Origin of the sequence: Rhodopirellula baltica SH 1, from assembly GCF_000196115.1 — a bacterium.
Classification (GTDB): domain Bacteria; phylum Planctomycetota; class Planctomycetia; order Pirellulales; family Pirellulaceae; genus Rhodopirellula; species Rhodopirellula baltica.
In genome coordinates this window covers 4534481-4554095 of sequence record NC_005027.1, presented here as the reverse complement: position 1 = coordinate 4554095, position 19615 = coordinate 4534481, and the positions used below count along the sequence as shown (strand labels likewise).

The 19615-nt window shown below is 56.8% G+C and carries 15 protein-coding genes; 5 read left to right on the top strand and 10 right to left on the bottom strand.

The window, feature by feature from the left end; all coding sequences use genetic code 11:
- Positions 1-29 precede the first annotated feature (29 nt).
- Complete coding sequence (locus RB_RS17440; RefSeq protein ID WP_007332211.1) at positions 30-998, bottom strand: hypothetical protein; 969 nt, start codon at positions 996-998, stop codon at positions 30-32.
- Positions 999-1333: 335 nt separating this feature from the next.
- On the bottom strand, positions 1334-1915 hold the full coding sequence (locus RB_RS17435; RefSeq protein WP_007338731.1) for a type 1 glutamine amidotransferase domain-containing protein: 582 nt from the start codon (positions 1913-1915) through the stop codon (positions 1334-1336).
- 127 nt (positions 1916-2042) lie between these two features.
- Between RB_RS17435 and tatC the strand changes: the two genes are divergently transcribed.
- Positions 2043-3185, top strand: a complete 1143-nt coding sequence (tatC, locus tag RB_RS17430; protein ID WP_007338730.1) for a twin-arginine translocase subunit TatC — start codon at positions 2043-2045, stop codon at positions 3183-3185.
- Between the two features lie 194 nt (positions 3186-3379).
- On the opposite strand, the gene RB_RS17425 is transcribed toward tatC, so the two are convergent.
- From RB_RS17425 to RB_RS17410, 4 genes are all read right to left on the bottom strand, one after another.
- A complete protein-coding gene (locus RB_RS17425) occupies positions 3380-3697 on the bottom strand; it encodes a hypothetical protein (RefSeq protein ID WP_231845734.1) in 318 nt (105 codons plus the stop codon).
- A gap of 309 nt (positions 3698-4006) precedes the next feature.
- Positions 4007-4999: a DUF1559 domain-containing protein gene (locus RB_RS17420; RefSeq protein ID WP_007338728.1), complete on the bottom strand. Its 993-nt coding sequence runs from the start codon at positions 4997-4999 to the stop codon at positions 4007-4009.
- Positions 5000-5500: 501 nt separating this feature from the next.
- A complete protein-coding gene (locus RB_RS17415; RefSeq protein ID WP_011121898.1) occupies positions 5501-6988 on the bottom strand; it encodes a class I adenylate-forming enzyme family protein in 1488 nt (495 codons plus the stop codon).
- A complete protein-coding gene (locus tag RB_RS17410; RefSeq protein WP_164922156.1) occupies positions 6975-7784 on the bottom strand; it encodes a TrmH family RNA methyltransferase in 810 nt (269 codons plus the stop codon). Before RB_RS17410 ends, RB_RS17415 begins: the two co-directional genes overlap by 14 nt.
- A gap of 178 nt (positions 7785-7962) precedes the next feature.
- On the opposite strand from RB_RS17410, the gene RB_RS17405 reads away from it, so the two are divergent.
- On the top strand, positions 7963-8976 hold the full coding sequence (locus RB_RS17405) for a hypothetical protein (RefSeq protein ID WP_164922155.1): 1014 nt from the start codon (positions 7963-7965) through the stop codon (positions 8974-8976).
- 104 nt (positions 8977-9080) lie between these two features.
- On the top strand, positions 9081-11156 hold the full coding sequence (locus RB_RS17400; protein WP_011121893.1) for a TolC family protein: 2076 nt from the start codon (positions 9081-9083) through the stop codon (positions 11154-11156).
- Between the two features lie 22 nt (positions 11157-11178).
- Here RB_RS17400 and RB_RS17395 read toward each other — a convergent pair whose 3' ends face one another.
- Complete coding sequence (locus tag RB_RS17395) at positions 11179-12780, bottom strand: DUF4332 domain-containing protein (RefSeq protein WP_011121892.1); 1602 nt, start codon at positions 12778-12780, stop codon at positions 11179-11181.
- Positions 12780-13085 (bottom strand): hypothetical protein, encoded by a 306-nt coding sequence (locus RB_RS17390; protein WP_231845733.1) that lies wholly within the window; start codon positions 13083-13085, stop codon positions 12780-12782. Before RB_RS17390 ends, RB_RS17395 begins: the two co-directional genes overlap by 1 nt.
- Positions 13086-13653: 568 nt before the next feature.
- On the opposite strand from RB_RS17390, the gene RB_RS17380 reads away from it, so the two are divergent.
- A complete protein-coding gene (locus RB_RS17380) occupies positions 13654-15000 on the top strand; it encodes a homoserine dehydrogenase (protein ID WP_007328879.1) in 1347 nt (448 codons plus the stop codon).
- A gap of 454 nt (positions 15001-15454) precedes the next feature.
- Here the strand turns inward: RB_RS17380 and RB_RS27790 are convergent, their stop codons facing one another.
- Positions 15455-15628 carry a hypothetical protein gene (locus tag RB_RS27790; protein WP_007330065.1) on the bottom strand — a complete coding sequence of 58 codons (174 nt, stop codon included), beginning with the start codon at positions 15626-15628 and terminating at the stop codon, positions 15455-15457.
- An 84-nt stretch (positions 15629-15712) separates the two neighbouring features.
- Here RB_RS27790 and RB_RS17375 point away from each other — a divergent pair, with 84 nt between their 5' ends.
- Complete coding sequence (locus RB_RS17375; RefSeq protein ID WP_164922154.1) at positions 15713-16969, top strand: PQQ-binding-like beta-propeller repeat protein; 1257 nt, start codon at positions 15713-15715, stop codon at positions 16967-16969.
- 590 nt (positions 16970-17559) lie between these two features.
- Here RB_RS17375 and RB_RS17370 read toward each other — a convergent pair.
- Positions 17560-18705: a sialidase family protein gene (locus RB_RS17370; RefSeq protein WP_011121884.1), complete on the bottom strand. Its 1146-nt coding sequence runs from the start codon at positions 18703-18705 to the stop codon at positions 17560-17562.
- Positions 18706-19615 lie beyond the last annotated feature (910 nt).

Sequence of the window (19615 nt, the reverse complement as noted above, 5' to 3'; positions counted from 1 at the left end):
GAATCCACCCAGCAGAATTTTTCCGGAGATCAGGAAGACGGCAAATCGTTGATTCGCAGCAGCAACATCACATGTTGGTCGTCTTGCATGTGATCGGCGTCGCGAAGCATTTGCCTGGCCAATCCAAACGTTGGTTCGTTTTCGTCTGGTTGATGCACCGGAGCGATCAGCAACGTCAGATGCGGATTGGCGGCCCACGAAAGATTCATTTCCGGCAGTTCCCAAGTGGAGCGTCCGGTCGCCAAACGTGTCGCCGCTTCGCTGCTGATGAAACGTTGCTGGACCGAACCATGCTGGATTTCGGGACGGATCTCCAAGGTGACTTGCCCAGGTCCGGGGCCCAACGTTGGTGTCAACGACAGCGACATCTGGGGCGAATCCAATGAGCGGCCGGTGAGCTTGCCGTTCTCTTGAGCCAGTACGACATGAGACCCATCCAGCACCGTGGAGATCGGAAGTTCGTGTCGCTGCGATGGACGCAACGGAATGGTTTCGATACCCGATGGACTGCGTCCCAACACCCCGGCGGTTGAAAGCAAGCGATTGATTGGGTCATCGCCCGAGGCAACATTCTCTTCTGCCGTTTCGGGCAAGGCGTCTGGGGTAGCGATCAAGCCGATGCGAAACCCGTTGGCCAGCCAGGCTTCGCGGACCTTTGGCGGAAAAGCGGTTTCATCAACGTGCTGCCACAGCGATTCGTCCAGGTCTTGGGTGCCGACGTGACGAAAATCCGCCTGCAACGAAATCGTCTTTCGGCTCTTGTGGGTGAGCTTTGAAACTTGTGTGTGATTCGACCCCGAATTCAATTCGCCGGACGATCCATCGGACCAAACACCGTTTCGAAACAGCGAGCATCCTGAACCAAGCATCACAATTGCCAGCGCGCAGGTTGCCCACCAACACCGCATCGGTGCCGAGAGAGTCATTCGTTCGTGGGAACGAAAATACACGCGGGAACGCCGTCCAACCAAATCGGAAAGAACCTTGGAATCATCCATCGAGCCGACCCTACGAATCCGCGACAATCGATGTCAAGTCAACTCCGCCAAGGAATCACGACGCTTCAGTTTCACAAAATGTCACAGCCACCAAAAACCTGTAGCACGGCGGTCCCCGCCGTGAGATGTTGGGGTTCGGTGATTGCACCAGAGTAGAACCATTGTCCCTAATTGTTCCGTCTCGCCGCGCTCAGCCGCCAAGCAGCGATCCATCGTCTCACAGGCTCGCGTCGTTCGTGCGACCGTTTGAGGCAAGTCCCCCCTCGCACGCAAACGGTTGAAGACGGCTGGTCCATGCTCGTCTCAGTGGGGGAGCACCGAGCTACAGGTTGGGATTACGCGAGCAGGGCGATGAAGTGGCGGCAGAAATCGGGCAGGTCGTCAGGGCGGCGACTGCTGACGTGGTGCCCGTCGACCACGACCGAAGCGTCTTCGAAGATTGCTCCCGCGTTCACGAGGTCGTCCTTGATGCCCGGGGATCCGGTCACGCGAACGCCGCGGTAGACGCCTGCTGAGATGGGAATCCAGCCGCCGTGACAAATCGCGGCGATCGGCTTTTTAGCCGCGTCAAAGTCACGGACGAGTTGCAATACCTTCGGGTCTCGCCTCAGTTTGTCCGGCATGAACCCGCCGGGAACCAGCAACCCGTCAAAGGAATCAGCCTCACAAGCGTCGATGGCAAGGTCGCTTACACAGGGGTAGCCCAGTTTGCCGTCGTATTTTTCGCCCGCTTTTGGGCCCGCGACAAAAAATTCTGCTCCCGCCTCGATCAGGCGTAGTTTGGGGTACCAAAGCTCCAAGTCCTCGTAAATTTCGCCCACAAACGACAGAACTCGTTTTCCCACGAGTGTCTGAGGCGAAACCGAATCGACGGAAACGGCGGTCGCGGGATTGGAAGAGGAAGTTGGATCGGTCATGAATGGCACCGTGCGAGATTGGAATGGTCAGTTAGAATGGCTCGACGCCGAGTAGTTGGCATCGAGTAGTTCGGTGCAGAGTAGTTCAGCACAATGGTACCCTCCCTCCCCTGGTGGATTGAAACTCGTGGAAGCACTGACGCGACCCAAAGACGATTTGTTCGACAATTCGACGATGACGTTCGGGGAGCATCTCGAAGAACTCCGTGGCTCTCTGGTCAAAGCAATCATTTGGTTGTTGATCGGATTGGCGGTTGGATTGATGTTCGCCAACCGAGTGGTGCGATTCATCCAGGAGCCGCTCAAACAGGCGATCATCGAATACAACGCCGATCGCGACCTGAAAGAGATGGGGCTACCCGACCGCAAGGAAGATCCGCAGGTCAGTCGGTTCTACGAATTCTTGACGTCCAATTCTCTGGTCGCGGACGTGGTGTACACGCTGCCATCGGGGAGCGTCCCAGTGGCGACCGGAGACATGGTGGAACCGCCGGAGGCCACTGGCACGGCCGTCGAATCTGAACCGGATGAAAAGAACAGTCCCGATGTCGAAGCCGAAGCAGGCGAGTCGGCTGCGCTGGACATTCCAGAGAGGATCACCACCGCGGAATTGATGAAATCGATGGGGACGATCCCCAACCCCGATGAATTGGTGCCCATGATTCAGCTCCGTCGCAGTGAACGCGGGCTGAGTTCATTGAAGATCGAAGAGCCGTTCATGATTTGGGTGAAAGCGGGTTTGATTGTTGGCGCGGTGCTTGCCTCCCCCATGATCTTCTATCACCTGTGGTCGTTTGTGGCCGCTGGTTTGCATAGTCACGAACGACGTTATGTCTACGTTTACCTACCGTTCAGCGTGGTGCTGTTTGTCTCGGGCGTCGTGCTCGCGTTTGGGTTGGTGCTGCACTACGTGCTGACGTTCTTGTTGCAATTCAATGGATCGATGGACGTCGCGGTGGAGCCTCGGCTGACCTATTACGTCAACTTTGTGTTGATGTTGCCATTGGGATTCGGCGTCGCCTTCCAATTGCCATTGGTGATGCTGTTCCTGCAACGCATTGATTTGATTCAAACGCAGGACTACATCAACAGTTGGCGAGTCGCGGTGTTGGTAATCTTCGTCATATCGATGATTGTCACACCGGCCGACGTGACTAGCATGGTGGCTCTGGCAGTTCCGCTGTTATTCCTGTACTTCCTCGGCATCGTGATGTGCGCGTACATGCCACGGGGCAGGGGACTAGGCAGCGAAGCTTACGATCCGGCTTGATATTCCCGGGCCTGGCTTGGGCCGTTGCTCAGTAACACAATCCCTACTGGATTTACGCTGTCGTCACCCCCGAATGACAAACAACGTAATTTCAACATACGCAAGCAAGTGATCTCAAGGCGGAACTTGCTTGCATTTGTTGGGTATGGTTCTGCTGCCGTGATTGGCAGAGCACAACTGAATTAGCGGGCTGTTTAGGAACCAAGCAAGTTGAAGTCGATTGTGTCGCCGCCCGCTGGCACGTCCGCGGTTAGTTCAGTGCGAGAATTGTATTTTTGAGGAATGTACATTTCGCCCGCTGGGGTGAGTTCGTCGGGGTTGGACTTGTCAAACTTGCCTTCAATCAACCGGGAGGCCCGGACTTCAACTGTCATCGGACCGGTGAGGGTTTCCATCTCGTAATTGCCATTCTCGATTGCAGCACTGAAACTTCGCCTCTCTTCCGAGGCAGTGCGGAATTGAATTCGGCCGGTATCGATCGGCTTGCCCTCGAATGTCACAGTACCAGTCACCGGATACAACTCGAGACCGCTCGGCGCTGGGCAACCAGTTAGTATCAACGGCGTGATAAAGAGCCCGATAGAACAAACTGCATTCTTGTACATTGACGTGAATCTCAACAAAATTTGATGTGTACGGCGTGGGAAGGTTTCACGATTTGAGAACGAAGCTCCTGTTCGTCAGGTAGACGTATCTCAAACCGTTTGGCTGGAATGATTGGGGGCAAGAATGCGAGCCGTTTGGGCGTTAGCCCCGTTTTCGTGTAGAGACCTTGGCGAACGCTAGGCGGCTCACATATCTGAAGACTCCCTTATGCCCGCCTAAAACTCACCCAGGACGTGACCGTCGGCACGGTTGCCTAAGTCTCTCCAGATCTGACGTTCGATCGAATCGGTAACAAACCGAACGGATCCATCACAGAAAGCCGTTAATACACCACCGGTGTGATGGCTGCGGGCGAAGTTCCATCGGCCCGTGAGACCGTCAGCGTTCCCGTTTTCGCAAGGTGATTTCGGGAAATTTGTGCTTTTGCAGGAATACACACGATCGGGAACGGATGTGTTTGGGGGCTCTGCTGAAGAGAAACCGAAGGATCCGTGAGGAGAACCACCCCAATAGCCTCCCATGCCTCCCCAACTTCCGCCGCTCGCGCCGCGAATGATCGTCTCGCTGGCGAGTAGGGTGTTAGACGTTCCATCGAGACAATCTCTGAACTTATAGGTCCTCGTCTCACCGAACATCCCTCCCGGATCCGTTTTAATGATGTTGATCTCATCCGGAGTGATCCCTCCTAGAAGATCTTGAGGCAAAGTGCCTCCACCAGCGGAAACACCGTAACTACCTTGGAAACCATTGTCGGACCCGCCGCCACCGAGAGCTGGGCCGGAGGGTTCGGACGGACACATGAACGTGGGGACGGCGACCCCTGCGAGTTCCAGGGGCATGCGATGAATCCATTCCGCTTCGTAGACACTGTAGATCGTGGCAGCGTTTCGATATTTTTCGGCGTATGCCTGTTGTTCAACAAAAGGGAGGATGTTTTGGTACCAGGAATCCCGTTTGTGGGTCACGGAAAGTCCAGTATTGAGGTGACCATAGGGAAAGCTTCGAAAGGCGTCGTGATAGTTGTGCATTGCAAGACCAAGCTGCTTCATGTTGTTGGAGCAACTCATGCGTCGTGCTGCTTCGCGAGCGGATTGCACGGCTGGCAGCAATAATCCCACCAATACGCCAATTATTGCGATTACCACGAGGAGTTCAACAAGCGTGAATGCTTTCCGATTCTTGTTAACATCGCGACAGTAGTTGGGCATGAGAGTCCTTCAGTTGGTTTCATTGAATGAGTCAAGAATTTGCTATGAACAGTCTTTGGAATCTGGCGTCCACAGGTTCGTGCAAATGCTTCAAGATCGAGCGAATCTCGACGGCCTGATTCTCATTTCATCCCTCTCGCAACTCGAAAGCCAAATCAACTTTGAACCGCGCGTCGTATTTGCCTTCTCAGCTCAAGAATCGCGGGTAACGGGGGACAGAGTCCCGTTGCTGGGTCTATGGGAGTTGCGGTCCCCCGCAGACGAGAGCGGTTTTTTTGAGGCTTGATACAAACGATCGAGCCGAGTTCGTTTGTTCAGGGAGGATGCCGTATCGAGAGTCGCGAACGTGCCTAGGAAACCAGCAGCACTTGCTTGTTGTCCGTGCATCCCGAATTTGAACGAGCTTCTTCAGGCTTCGGTTTGAGGACCAATGTCGGTAGATGCTTCCCGTCGACAGATGGCGAACGGTCTTGCTACGAATTGTTTCCGGATAACAGGCCGTTATGGATCGCGAGAGTGGTTTGGGCGACTATCCGGGGGGCTAGAGAGTCGGCGCTGACGGATGATTGGTCGGCGAGGGGTTCCCTTGGCGGTGAGTTCTCCTGACTTGATGGACAATGGTTCGGACAGTTTGAGTCGCTTCACGCTTGTTCCCGGCGGAAGGCTATCGGCCAAGCATGATTCAATTGGATCGCGGCCGGTTGGAGCGTCGGCGGTAACTTGGGGTTGGCTGTGTGAGAGCAGCAGACAAAGCTGGCCTTGGTGATGGAGCAGGACGGCTTGTTCGATTCCCTCTAGCTGCAGTAGTTGCCGTTCGATGGTGGCGGGGAAGACTTTGAAGCCGTTGTCCATCACGATCACATCGTCGGCGCGACCGAGGATTTGAAATTGACCGTCGTCGTGAATCTCAACCAAGTCGCCTGTATCAAGCCAACCGCCCGGCGAGACCTTCTGCTGCGTCGCGGCTTCCTCGTCGAGGTAGCCGATCATCACGCCAGGGCCTCGGACGAACAGACGCCCGTGTTCGACCTTGGATTCCCAGCCTGCGACCAAGGGACCGACTCGATTGGGAGTCGCGTTGTCAGGTGATGCACTGCAGATCACCGGTGACGTTTCGGTGCAGCCGTAGCCCTGAATGACACCGATACCGTTTTGCTTGCATCGCTCGAATTGCCCGAGAGACATTGCGACGCCGCCGCATCCGAGCAAACGCAGCGATTGCAAACTGGATTGCCCGGATTCAATTCGATTCAAGATGTCATTGATCAATACCGGCACAGCGTTGATCAAAGTCGGGCAGAGGTTTTCGGGGAGCGAACGCAACGTGGACCGGCCTCGGCCGAGACTCCAGCGACACCCCGAGAGCAACCACGTTCCCATGTCGCTGGTTCGCGCGTAAGCGTGAGCGATGGACAGCAACGACAGTCGCAGGTCCGAGGTGTGTTGAGGGACCGCCAGCAGTTTGGCCTTCGCATTGGTGGTCAGATTGTGCTGGGACAGCATCACGCCTCGGGGTTCGGAGGTCGTGCCGCTCGTCCAAAGAACCAACGATGGCGAGTGAATGTCAACGTCGCGAGCTGCCGTTTCTAAGTTCGAGATCGCATCCGCCACCTTGCTCGAGTGAATCGAATTCGCATGGATTTCGTGAGCCCAGTGCAACGCTTTGGATCGTTTGATCAAGACGTCTTGTTGTGGGGCGGGCAAGAACGCGTCGATCGGGATCTCTGTGAATCCAGCAGCAACGCAGGCCAGAGACAGCACCACATCCTCGGGGCGGTTGGTGCATCGATAGGTCAAGCGTTTCGTCGTGGTCGCTTCTGAGAATTTCGACCGCAACATGATCGCGGTCGCATCGACGCGGCAAGTCAGTTCGCTCCAAGTGAAAGCGGCGGCGCCCGTTTGGGAATCGATCAAGGCAATTTCGTCGGGCCGCTGTTTTGCATGATGAATCAGCGCCGACAGCAAGTCATGCACATCAGCCGTTTCCATGATCAGCGTCCTGCAATCGAGTCAGCTCGTAGAGGAAGATGGCTGATGCGACCCCCACATTGAGACTGTCGGTGTCGTTTCGCATTGGCAATGTGCTGCGGTGGGTGGCGGCTTCGGCAATCTCGCGGGGCAAGCCATTGGCCTCGTTGCCAACCATCAGAATTCGTCGTTTGGACTGGATAGCGTTAGAAAGATCGATCAATGGAATCGCGGTATCATCCAAAAGCGTCGCGATCGATGCGATGCCCGCGTTTGCCAAATCTCGCAGTTGTCCCACTGGATTGTCGAAACGATAAAAGCGATGACGAAACACCGATGCCATGCTGACTCGAATGACGCGACGGGTCATGGGTGAAATCGTGTGCGGACCCAGAAGGATGTCGCGAACACCCAATGCCGCGGCGGAGCGAAGCAGACTGCCCACGTTTTCGGGATCACTCAGCCCCACCAGTGCCAATGCGAGCGAGGACTGGGGTGAGTCGCGAAATTTCTCCAGTGGTTCGATGGCGGGACTGAAGCCATGTGCCAGCACACCGCGATGGAAATCGTAACCGGCCAACTCTTTGCCGAGTTCTCGATCGATCAAGTACACGGGAACGCTGTCAGGAATCAGTGGCAAATACTTCGATTCGCGACCGGTGTGGATCAGCACGGATTGAACGCCGAGGTCACTTTGCAGCAGTCGTCCAACCACCAAACTGCCTTCGGCGATGAAGCCGTCGTCAGTTTCACGGTGTCGAAGGTTTCGGTAGGGCGAGAGCCGGGGGTCGTCGAGGTCCCTAATTGTCTCTGGCAATCGTTCGGGTCCGTTTGTGCGGGTTGTGCTGGATGTGTGTCGATCCGGCGTAACAAACGCGCAAGGTGGATCAACTGTTTTGGAGTGATTGTTTATCACGACCCGAAGGATGCACGGGAAGGTCGTTGTTTGAACGAGCTTTCACTTTTTGCATGACCCGTCAAGGAAGACGATCGCAATGCTGGAATCTACATGGGATTGGTGGTTCGGTGATGGCCCCGTCCGTCGTCGTAACACATCGAGAATGTTCGCAGAGTTCTCGGTCAAACGATTTTACGAAATGGTGCGTTGGGTCCGGGGGATCCGGCCAAGTCGGCGAACGTTCGCGTGGGTATTGTCAGGATGCTTGGCCTCGACCGTGGCTGTTGGCACCGCTGACGAACCGATGGCGTTGACCACTCCAGATGCACACGTGGCGTCGCTACCCAGTGGCTTCTTCGCCGCTGCCGGTTTTGCGATGATTGACGACGATGTGGTCGCCGATTCAGCCGCAGCGAGCGACGTGCCAAGCGATACTGCACCAGCGAATGCCGATGAGGCTCGTCGTCAGCGTTTGCGAGATTTGCTACGCACCGGTGCGGAAAGCGATCGTGCGGAAGCCGTCAACGGCAAAGACCGAATGTCGCTGCGGGATGAAATTATCGCGGACGCCAAGGAAGAAGAAAAGGATGAAGACGGGTTGTTCTCGCAGCCGTTCATCAGCGAACGACTGCCCAATGTGACCGGTGGCCGCATTGTGTTGCCTTCGCTCCGAGCGGTTTCTTTGGATACATCGACGATTGGCAACGGTCGTCTGCCGGATGATTTTGATTCCACCGAAGACGTTGCTGCGATCGCTTTGCCGGAAGAACCATTCGCTCGCGGAATGGTGGCAGCGGGGGCGGTACTGCCTTGGGCTGCACCAAACACCTATTCGCATCCGTTGTACTTCGAAGACCGAATGTTGGAACGACACGGTCACGAACGATGGGGATGCATGCAACCGATCGCCGCTGGTGCTCGGTTCTTCACAACGATTCCAATGTTGCCTTACTTGGCAACGATTCAGGAACCGTGCGACATCGTTTATAGCAAGGGTTACTACCGGGCCGGCTCATCGGCTCCTTGCGTGATGCAGCGTCCGCCGCTTGAACGGCGTGCTGTTGTTGTAGAAGCCGCCGCAATTGCGGGCGGAATCATCGCTCTGCCTTAGTGCTGAGTGATTTGACAACGAAACTATCCGCCTCTGCGACTGGGCACCGACAAGGATGTTGGTGTGAGCAGAGGGAACCATCCTGATATGGAATCGAGATTGCCATGGATCGGCAAACGTCTCTCTCTTCGCGCAAACAAACCCGTCGTCGTCGCTTGGCCTCTTGGCTGGGTGTCGCGGTGGCGGCATCCACGCTGACCAGCGGATGCCATTGGGCGCAGAAAATCCCGGACGGTCCTCACGACACCAAAACGTCGTATCATGACCATTCGGCAATGCGGATCGAGTACCCCGAGGTCAACCAATGTGCCACGCCAGTCATCTCGGCTGCCGTGTCTGCGGTTCAGCCCAATACGCTGGAAGACCCGGCCAATCTGCCCAGCGTCGAGTTGACGCTGGAGCAAGCGGTCCAGCAAGCATTGCGATCCAGTCCCGTGCTGCGAACGATTGGTGGCGCGGTGGTGAGCGCTCCTCAATCCGCGACGACGGTCTTCACGCCAGGCTTGGCTCACGCGGATCCGTTGGGGGGTGTCGAAGCAGCTCTGGCCAACTTCGACGCTCAGTACAGCCAATCGTTGTTCTGGAACAAGCTCGATCAACCTCAGAACATCGCAACCGGTGGGCTTGGTGCGGCTTTCACACCGACCACATTTCAAGCCACCCAAGCAACGTTCGCCAACGAACTGTCCAAACGCACCGCGACCGGTGCCCAGTTCGCTTTGCGTAGCAATGTCGGATACGACCGCAACAACCGTCCATTCCGCCAATTTCAAAGCGATTTCATCGGTTTCCTCGAAGCCGAGTATCGTCAGCCTTTGATGCGAGGTGCCGGAACGACATACAACCGGATCGCCGGATCGGCTGGGGCCAGCGGAGCCATCGGCCAGTACAACGGTGTTCTGATTGCTCGAGTCAACGAAGACGTTGCCTTGGCTGATTTCGAAGCCGCTGTGATCCAGTTGGTTTCCGATGTCGAGCAAGCCTACTGGGACCTGACGACCTCTTATCGTTTGCTGGAAGCGAATGCGAAAGGTCGTGAGTCGGCGTTGCAAACGTTCCAGTACCAACAGGTGCGATTGGAAGTCGGTACAGGCCGGCGCGACGAAGAAGCTCAAGCACGTTCGCAGTACTACCAATTCGAAGCTCAAGTCAAATCGGCTCTGGCCGGCGAAACCGGTTTGTACGCTCGCGAACAAGCGTTGCGATACCTGATCGGTTTGCCAGCGACGGATGGATCACTGTTGCGTCCGACCAGCGATCCACTCAACGCGAAAGTGGTGTTCGATTGGCAAAGTGCTTTGGGGCAAGCTCTCGACCGCCGCGTCGAAGTGCGTCGCCAAAAGTTCACGGTCAAACGCCGTGAAATGGAATTGCTGGCGTCACGTTTGAATCGTCGTCCGCAGGTGGACTTTGTTGGCCAGTATCGTTGGCGAGGTTTGGGTGACAATTTGATCGGACCCGGCGATCAAGGTCTCAACGACAACTTGGTCGATTCGATCACCGGCGGAAACTATCAAGAATGGACCGCTGGCGTCGAGTTTTTGGCACCAATTGGATTGCGTGCCGCGAGTTCCGCAGTCGCTCACGCCAAACTGAACTTGCAACGTGAACGAGCCGTTTTGGCGGAAACCGAATTGCGGATCAGCCACGATTTGTCCGACGCGGCACGTGCCATCGACTTGACATTCGAATTGGTTGAAACCAACTACAACCGTTACCTGGCCGATTTGCGTCAGGTTGAGGTTTTGCGTCGCCGCTATCGTGACGGGACCGACAACATCAACTTCCTGTTGCAAGCACAACGGCAAGTGGTCACCAGCGAATCGGAGTTCTATCAATCGATCAGCAACTACAACCTCGCGATTCGCGATTTCCATCGAGAAAAGGGATCGTTGCTGGCGTACAACCAAGTCGACCTGACCGAGGGAGCTTGGTGCCCAGGAGCCGAACGCGATGCGTATGAGCTAGGACGATTCCTTGAGCCGCGTCGTCATCCCGAGAAGGTTTCCGCACCGCGTCCGTTGACATCGGGGCAGTTTGATCCTGCGGCGGTTCAGTCAACGATGGGAGCCGCGTCCTACGACGTTGTGCAACCAGCACCGGCGACGTCAGCGATCGCTCAGCCGGTCCCGATGACCGATGATGGCATGATCGAAGTGGACGTCACACCCGCCGAATGAGTTGGCGTATCGGTCGGGTCGCTCAGGCAGCACGTCGCTGAGGCGACTGCTGCGGCTGGCCGGCTGATTGAAGTTGGGATTGAGCTGCACTGGACGATTCGGTTGATTCCGAGTCGCTGTGGTGCATCGCGTTATCGCGTTTGAGTTTGATCATTGCGTGAGCAGCGTCGCCGATGATGATTTCCAATCGGTCCAATGTCGGTGGGTTCGCCCCGCGTAAGTATCGACGACCCGAGTAGGTCGCCGAATAAGTCTCGATCGCGGATTGCAACGTCGTCACATCGGTTTTCGCGAGCGCATCGGTCGTCGTGTAACCCGCCCCGACCAACAGTTGAACTTCGCGGGCCAGCATCGATGGCAGTTGACACATCAACATCGTTTGGCAACGCCAAGCATGAATCGTGTCGACCGTGATCCAGCGGGTGGCCAATCGCCGCGTCATGGTTTTCTCGTCGGCTTTCAAAAAGTCACCCACAGTATGGATGCCGATGCCTGCGAATCGAGCAGCGGTCTTTTTGCCGATTGATGGTGCGTCGACCAACGGGTCAGCCACATGCAATCGAACGTTGTCTTCGGTGCTGACAAACGGCAGCACGTTTGCATCGTGCGATTCGGATTGGCGTTCGGCTGCTTCGGACGCCACCAACGCTTCGCGGGCGGCGGCCAGTTTGGCCTTTGCCTGACGGTATTCTTTTTCGCGATGGTAAATGGTTCGCACGCGTTGCAAGACGCGAACTTCGCTGGGCAAGTTTTGCTCCACATCGCCGGTTCGTCGAAATTCATCGACCAACCGCTGCACCTTTTCTCGTTCGATTTTGTAGGTAATCCGTTTCAGCCACATGCGATCGGGCACGCGGATCGCGGAAAATACCATCGGTAGCGAGAGGCCGGCCGTGGGAATGGGGCGGCCGCTTCGCTGCTCAGCGTCCGCAGCAGCACGCTCGAGGATGCGAGCCCAGCCGGTCACAGACAGTCCGACCAATTGTGAAACGATGCGACGGGAAACTTCGTTGAGACCTTGTTTGGGATCATGTTCCGACGCCGCCAAATCAAAGTTGTCCAACAGTGTTTGGTAGTGACTGTGCGCCAAACGAGCGGATTGCAAGATCGCTTCGCCGAGCCATCCCGGTTGGTCGGAAAGTTGGAAAACGATTCGAGTGGGATCCTGTCGCCACTGAGCGAGCAGATCCAAGTAATTTTGAGTGATGCACCATTCAATCGGTCGGTGCAAAACCTTTTCCATCGGCGTCTGGGCCGTGTGCAGCGGCTGGATGGGATCGGTCACGTAATGGCTGAGTACGCCGGCAGCATGTGCCGCATCGTCAAAACGTGATTGGTGCAGGTAACGCTGCAAGCGGTCGTACCACTGGTGAGCGACGCGTGGTGCGCCGCCCCAGTAGCCGTCGTCGACATGCACCACGTGATTCTGGAAATCGCGAAAACGCACGTCGGGATCTTTTGCACCCGCCAAATAGCGAGTGTGGTGCCGTAGCAATTGCGAAACCAAACGCTGTCCCGAATCGGTTTGCACCAATTCAGTTGCGTCCAAGGCGAAGTGATGATGCGTGCTGCGACAGTGCGCGGCACGCAAAATTTGCCGAAGCGTTTGGCCTCTGTCGCTCATCAGGCAGCGTTAGTTTTGTTGAGTGTCTTGCTCAAAGGATCCACGCCGTAAGCTTCCGCTTGGCGTGACAACCGGGCGCGGAACGCGGCGCCCACCTCGGCAGGAAGCGAGTCGTAGTGCAGCACGCGTTGCACGAAAGTTTGGCGTCCCAACGGACGGAATTCGCAATGCCCCTTGGGAGGCGGCGTGCTGCCGTATTGAGCTTGCAGACGAAACGCATGGTCCCGTTCAGCAATGGCGTGATAGAGGTCGTACAGGCGATCGATCGACAACGTGGTGGTGTCGGTCAGGGGGCCGATTGCCATCGGAGCATCCTTGCAGCGGCGGAAGCGATTGGTCGGGAATATTCGAGACGGAAAGTTTCGAATCTTGCTCAAGTTTCTCAAAGCAATCGGATCGGTCACAAGATCGAAAGTGAATAAATCTGGAATGTGGCGAGCCGAATTGCCTTAACCGGCAAGGTCGACCACGGTGGACCGATGAAGTCGTCTTTCTAGAGGAATTTGCATTCGCTCGGGGCTCGGTTATGCCGAACATTACGACTAGCCGGCGTGGTCAACCAAGTGGAGGACCCGACGCTATGGCCGAAACGGACAGACGGGGGCACGTGTCGTGGTGTGGGATTGCGACACCGAGACCCGGCTGCATGTTTCTTGCGATTGAAAATGAGAACGGCGGGGCAGCGTTTGGGCACGTTGCACCGCCGTTTTCTTTTGATTGCCAGCAAATCCGCCTCATTCTGATGGCGGATGCTTTTTTGGGGGCCGAACGAACCCGACCGACCGGAATCTCCGTCCGGTACCGTGGACTTCGTCGAGGAATCTGGATGACCCCCGTGTTCAATGATCGTGGGCTCTGATTACCATCCCCCACATGAACGCTACATCCACCAAGCAAAAATCATCGGACCGGACCAACGTTGCCATCATCGGAATGGGGACCGTCGGTGCCGGTGTGGCTCGTTTGTTGATCGATCACGGCGATCGAACCGCTCGTCACGCGGGCAAAACCATTTGGTTGTCCAAGGCTGTCGTCCGCGATCTCAGCAAACCTCGCGGAATTGATCTGCCCGAAGGAGTCCTGACCGATTCGATCGATGACGTCCTGAATGACCCCGAAATCGACGTTGTCATCCAATTGATGGGCGGGTTGTCACCGGCTCGCGAAGTCATGCTGCGGGCGATGGAAGCTGGCAAAGACATTGTCACCGCGAACAAAGCATTGTTGGCCGAACACGGTGCCGAATTGTTCACCCGAGCCCGCGAACTCGGACGCAGCATCGCGTTCGAAGCGGCCGTGGCCGGTGGCATCCCGATCATTGCCAACATCAGCCAGTGTTTGTCGGCCAATCAAATTGAATCGTTGGAGGGCATCCTCAACGGAACCAGCAATTTCATCGTCTCGCAAATGGACGAAAAGGGCGCCGGCTACGAAGAGACCGTCAAACGGGCTCAGGAATTGGGGTACGCCGAAGCCGATCCTGCGATGGATGTCGATGGAACCGACGCGGCTCAAAAATTGGCAATCCTTTCACACTTGGCTTTCGGAGCCACCGTGGATTGGCGAGACATTCCTCGCCAAGGCATCGATGGGCTGGATCCAGCCGATCTGGTTTACGCTCGCCAGCTTGGATATCGAATCAAATTGCTCGCCACCGCTCGCTTGGTCGATGGCGAACTGGAATTGTCCGTTGCACCGACCTTGGTCGCCATCGGCACGCCCATGGCCGAAGTCCGTGACGCCTTCAACGCCATTCGTGTGGTGGGCGATGCGGTCGGACCGGTTTTCTATCACGGGTTGGGTGCGGGCCAGATGCCAACTGCGTCTGCCGTCGTCGCCGATGTCATCGACACCGCCGTGGGACGCACGCCAATCACGTTTGAAACGCTGGAGTACTTTTCGGCGGAGCGTCCTCCACGGACGGCCCAGCGAGATGTCGATCGGCTGCGAGGTCGGTACTACTTGCGATTGCGAGTGGCCAACGACCCAGGAACATTGGCAGCGATCGCGGGTGTGCTCTCAAGCCATTCGATTTCCATCGCGTCGGTCATCCAGCACGAACCGAAGTCGAAAGACGAAGCCAACGCGGCGGAGAACACCGTGCCGTTGGTGATCATGACTCACGAAGCCAGCGAAGGTGCCGCGTCACGAGCGACCACCGACATCGAAGCTTTGCCCGCCATCAGCGGCCAAGTCGTCCGAATGCCCGTTCGCGAGTGATTCGCCGGCGTTGCCGGGCGTCTGGCGAGAGCATCCGCAAGAAACCATTTCAGGAGTTCGGACGGCATTTTGAAATGCGGGTCTCGCAACCTCTGGTAAACCTTGCCCGTTGAAAGAGGTCGTGCAGGTTAGCTTCATCCTCCCTTCGGACGTTCGAAAAATAAATGGCGGCTAGCGTCTGGGTTTCGCCCCGGATGGGGCCGTCGTGCTTAGCTCGGGGCGGAAGCCCCGAGAGACTGTTGAGTCGACAAGCCGTCGCCATTGACGCTCTGATTGCGGGTGCCAATTTTATTCCTGGATTGCACCTTGAGAGACGCTTGGCAATACGGCACCCAAAAACGGCATGACTTCTAAGTCCACCGGGGCCAATGACTTTTGCCGGAATCGGACGTCCGTCCTTCCCCGAAAACGCGACTGCCCAGCGAATCAATTTTGCATTTTGCAATTGTCAATTTCACTTTTTCAATCCATCACGCCCCGGTCGTTCACTCTCCACCCAACCCGCGTTTTCAAACGCCCTGGACAGAACTTGGACGTCCTGAAGTTTCAGGATCATCCAGGTCGAGAGTTTGGCTCCCAAAGACAGGGTGGCTTGTAGACAGGGCGGCTTGGTCGTTTGAATGTTCATCCCTTTCAATGTGATGACAATTTGTTTCTGACCCTCGAGAGAGCATCAGCCTGTCCTGGCTCGCTTTCGAATTTTGGTGATTCCATGATCAACGGTCCCCGATGCGTTTTCGTGTGGCTGGCCTGCACGCTCTTGCCTGTTGCGAACTCCATTCCTTCGGCGACTGCGGGGGATGCCTGGACCGGTTGGTTGGGCCCGCATCGCAACGGTTGGGTGGCCGATTTTTCGCCACCTGAGTCGTGGCCCGAGCAACTGTCATTGGCTTGGAAGATCAATGTTGGCGAAGGCTATGGGACGCCTTTGGTCAGCGGCGACCGTGTGTACCAACATGCTCGTCAAGGCGAGGACGAAGTGATCACATGCTTTGACCTCGCGTCGGGAGGCGAGATTTGGAAGCGATCCTGGCCGGTGCCCTTTGAAATCGGTGGCGGCGGGGAGCGGCACGGGGCAGGGCCCAAAGCCAATCCGGTGATGGCGGACGGACGCCTCTTCACGGCCAGCATCAACGGCGTCGTGACGGCCTGGGACGCGGAATCGGGCGATCAACTCTGGCAGCGTGATGAGCGAAAGCGATTTTCGATCAATCATCCAAAGTGGGGCGCCAGTTGCTCACCCGTCGTGGATGGGAATCGTCTGCTGATCCATTTGGGCAACGATGAAACCGGTGCTCTGTACGCCTTCGATGTTGCCTCGGGCGAAACGATTTGGTCGCAGGGCGACAAGCCGATCTCGTACTCTTCACCCGTGGTGGTGGAGTTGCACGGGGTTCGCCAGGTCATCGATTGGAATCGTGACGACGTTGCCGGTGTCGATGTTGAGACCGGAAAATGGCTGTGGTCGTATGCGTTGAAGCATGTTGACCCGGACCAGAATTCCCCGACGCCGGTCCAGCATCGCGACACGATCATCATCGGTGCCGAGAACCGCGGAATCCGTTCCTTGCGTCCAACGAAGACAGACGATGGCTGGATCGTAGAAGAAGCCTGGGTGCTGGAAGACTTGGCAATGAACATGTCGACCGCGGTGATGAATGACGGTCGTCTGTTCGGTTTGTCTCACTACGACAGTGGGCGATTGTTCTGCATCAACGCTGACGATGGCAGCGTCCCTTGGCAAGGCCGTCCCCGCTTGGGCGACCACGCCACGTTCTTGGCGATTCCCGGCCACATTATCACGCTGACGGACAGCGGTGAACTGCGTGTCATCGACGCGGCCGCCGAAGAATACCAAGCCAAAGCGACTTACACTGTGTCGGATTCACCGACCTGGGCGGCTCCCGTGTTGGGGGCGAATTATTTGTTGATCAAAGATCGCGAGCACCTCCTTCGTTGGAACTGGTGAGGGGCTGCGATCTTGGTCAATGGAATCGCCAAGCAGCGTTGTTCAGCAACGCGTCGTAAAACGTGTGCCCTCCGATGCGAATTGCAGCGACGACGGCAGTCCCGTTTGACCTGACGGTGCAGTTGACTGCGTGCGTACGGCCTCGCCGCTGACGCTTGCGAACAATGCGAACGCGATCAAGGCGATGCGAGAGTACTTCGGGAGAAGCACGGTGGCGAACTGGGAAGGAAAGCGTGAGGGTACTTCGGAGGAAGAGCCAAAACTTAATTCAAAACCTTGGCCGCCGCAGGCCACGAGAGCGAGATCTCGTGAGCGACCAAGTAACCGACGGAGGCTTCAAGTAGCCGACGGAGGCCCTCCGTCGGCAAACGAGCATTTGCGACGCCCCAAACGTCTGCTCACTTGCTATCACGTGCTTGCTGGGGGCCAATCGCTTGCAGCGATTGATAGTGGTTTTGCCGACTGAGGGCCTCAGTCGGCTACGGTTGGTTGGCAGGCGATTGTTGCGAGATTGTCGCTGCGCAGCAGTTCTTCCTCATCTGGCGCACGTCACTTGGTGAATCATTCGCGAGATCGAAAGACGGGTGTGCTCAGAGCTTGCTTGGGTCGACGACCGCGTGTTTGACGCCTTCGCGGTTGTACGTGTAGACCATGTTGAGCATCCCGTCGGAGGTTTGGATGATGGCCGGGTAGCTGTACTCACCGAAGTGACGGCGGCGATCTGAATCTTTCGGATGGGGGCCCGTCTCATGTTCCAGCGTCAGCACAGGTTTCCAAGTTTTGCCGTCGGAAGAAATCGCCAAGTTGAGAATCCGGCGAGGCTTCAGGTCGGGAGCGTCTTTCCGTCTCACAAGGCCTTCGGAGTGGTTGTAGATCAAGACTTGCCGTCCGTCTTGAAGTGTCACCGCATCGGTGCCGGAATTGGGATTGGGCAAGTCGGTCGCGGTGAGCGTGCTCCAGGTTTTTCCGCCGTCTTTGGACCAGCTTTCAACAATGCGTTTCTCTTTGCTGCGGCAGAGGATCTGCAGACGGTCGTCGGGGTAGGTCAAGATGCTTGGCTGAATCGCATGGAACGTTTCGCCGGTCTGGATTGGCCCGATGACCTCCCAAGTCTTGCCGAGATCCTTGGTGACCTCGAAGTGAACTCGCCAGTGGGAGGATCCATCCGCGTACTCGATCTCGGTGCTGGAAGGGCACAAGATCGTTCCATCGGCGAGCTCAACCGGTTTGTTCTTGACTGGTCCAAGGAGGTGTCCGATCGTGTGGGCTTCGCCAAGTTTGGTTGGCCAGGACCACGTTTTGCCACCGTCCTGGGAAGTCGTGAGCATGCCCCACCATTCCCGTGGGTTCGGACCGACTTTGTAGAACAGCATCAACGGGCCTTCGCTGGGCTGAAACAGCACCGGATTCCAGGTGGGATAGCGGAGCGTCGATGACTGGACACCGCTGACGACCTCGACCGACTCAGTCCACTGGCCGTTCTCATGGCGAGAAACACGAATGCCGACGTCAGGGTCACGCTCGCGAGTGCCCGCGAACCAAGCCGCGACCAGCCCGGTTGGTGTCTCGACAATGGTGGACGCATGACTCTCTTTGGTGGGCTTGTCAGCAAGATCAAAGATTTGTTGCGACGACACCAACGCGTCTTCCCCCGCGACGGCGACGTCAGGAAGTTCTTCTGCTTGGATGGAGATGGTCAGGGTGAGTGCCAAGAAGACCGCAAGGGATACTTTCATGATGCTTCAGGAGTCTCGGGTGGATGCGCGACATGATGGAGAATTCAAAGAGATTGCCCTGGAAGAGCGAACCTAATCTAACCGAAACGAGGAGGCCAATTTGGGGTGTTTTCCTTTCCATGTCGCCGACGGAGGCCCTCCGTCGGCAAACGAATCTCAGCGACGCCAGAGCCGTTGGCTCACTCGTTGTCACGTGCTTGCTGAGGGGCCATCGCTTGCAGCGATGGTGGTGGATACGCCGACTGAGGGCCTCAGTCGGCTACGGGGGGCTGGCAACGAACGACCTCGCAAAGGAGGTCAAGGCCATGAAGTGCCGGCAGGTTGTCGGCATTGGCGTCAGCCGATGAAAACCAGCGTCGCGGTTGTGCCTCCTCGTCTTCAGTCGCGGAGCGACGGCATCCGGCCAGCCTTGGGTTTCAACCCAAGGACCATCAGCGCATAACCATCTCACCAGTCGCGGAGCGACGTCAGTTGGTCGTGTGTCTCAACCACCTGTCGCCACTCCGCGGCTTCTCAAATGGGCGGAACGATTTAAACCTCGGGTTGAAACCCGAGGCTGACAGATTTCACCGCTCCGCGGTTGTGCCTCCGCGACCAGTCGCGGAGCGACGTCAGTTGTTTGCCGCCCGTCGCCAGGCGATACCCGTTTCGCGTGCTCGTAAGGTGTCAGCCGTTTATCGGCTTCCTTTCCATGTCGCCGACGGAGGCCCTCCGTCGGCAAACGAATCTCAGCGACGCCAGAGCCGTTGGCTCACTCGTTGCCACGTGCTTGCTGAGGGGCCATCGCTTGCAGCGATGGTGGTGGATACGCCGACTGAGGACCTCAGTCGGTTACGGGCGGATCGTTTCTTCTGCCGGAATTCACTTCATTCGGTCCGATCCCTTTGAGCGGTGAAAATTTGACTCAGGC